The sequence below is a fragment of the uncultured Campylobacter sp. genome (genome assembly GCF_937997405.1).
Classification (GTDB): domain Bacteria; phylum Campylobacterota; class Campylobacteria; order Campylobacterales; family Campylobacteraceae; genus Campylobacter_B.
In genome coordinates, this window is the sequence record NZ_CALKTL010000031.1 from 1 (window position 1) to 1094 (window position 1094).

At 51.8% G+C, this 1094-nt stretch carries 2 protein-coding genes; both read left to right on the forward strand.

Going from position 1 to position 1094, the window contains the following annotated elements; genetic code table 11:
• The first annotated feature begins 96 nt into the window (after positions 1 to 96).
• A complete protein-coding gene (locus Q0372_RS01630; RefSeq protein WP_298101729.1) occupies positions 97 to 318 on the forward strand; it encodes a hypothetical protein in 222 nt (73 codons plus the stop codon).
• 92 nt (positions 319 to 410) lie between these two features.
• Positions 411 to 929 carry a phage protein GemA/Gp16 family protein gene (locus tag Q0372_RS01635; RefSeq protein ID WP_298101733.1) on the forward strand — a complete coding sequence of 173 codons (519 nt, stop codon included), beginning with the start codon at positions 411 to 413 and terminating at the stop codon, positions 927 to 929.
• The last annotated feature ends 165 nt before the right edge of the window (positions 930 to 1094 follow it).

A 1094-nucleotide genomic window follows, 5' to 3' on the forward strand; every position in this document is an offset into this window, starting at 1 on the left:
CCGGATAGCGCAGGCTTTGGGGCGCAACCTAAGCACTGTAGCGAGAAATCTACGCAGGGCTCGCCGCAGCGAATACGGACTTTTCGGAGGTGCGCTATGAGGGAGGTAAGTATTGCTTATATCGATGCGGCGGATAGGGCAAGGGATATGCTTTTATGCCTAGGCGTTTTAATGCAAGGTCTTGGCTTAGTATGCGAGAATTACGAAAGCCCGAGCGGGCTAAAAGAAGCGCTCTATCTTTTAAGCAGATCCTGCGACGGCGCAAGCGACGATATGGCTCGAGCGAAAGCTGAGGGGCTACAGCCTGCTAAGGCATAAAATAACTTCATTGGGGCGAGAGATCGCCCCTGTTAAAAATTCCGCCCGTTTTTGCTACAATCGCAGCGTCTTTAAACCGCAGGAGCGAAACCATGACAAAATCTCAAGAAATTTACCGCAAGCAGCTTCTAACCCGCATTCACACCGCCTCACTATACAAGCAAATAAAGGCGGCGGATGCGTGGGAGGATTGGCTCGGCTTCCGTTTCGGCGTTTATAGCTGCAAAGAGCTAAGCATAAGCGAGCTTGAGCGTGCGCTTGATATTTTATCGGGGCGCGCAGAGGACGGAACGGACTTCAAGCCCGACGTACTGGGGCGAAATTTGATCTATAACGCGAGCGCGAATAGGATGCGCACAACGAAGCGAAGCGACAAAGACGCGAAGCCCGTCGTCAAAAAAATAAGCCCGTCGCAGTTTGCTCGCATAAGCGCGCTTGCCGCCCACCTTGGTATGGACGAGCGGGGGCTTTTGGGCTTTACGATGCGACAATGTAAAATTTTGCTTGGCAGGAAGGAGCAGCTCGCCAAACTCAGCGCGGCAAATGCAAGCAAGCTAATCACCGGACTAAGCAAGATCGCGCAATTCCGCGCCAGCAAAGGGCAAGTATGATCTGCCCGAAGTGTGCCTACGAAAAAACCTGCGTCATAGCCACGATCAAAAGCACTACGGTGCAGCGTTGGCGCAAATGCCCCAAATGTGGCACCAGCTTTTGTACGATAGAAATTTTAAAGACCGACGAGGAGTTAAATAGATATGCAAAAGAGGCCCTGAAAG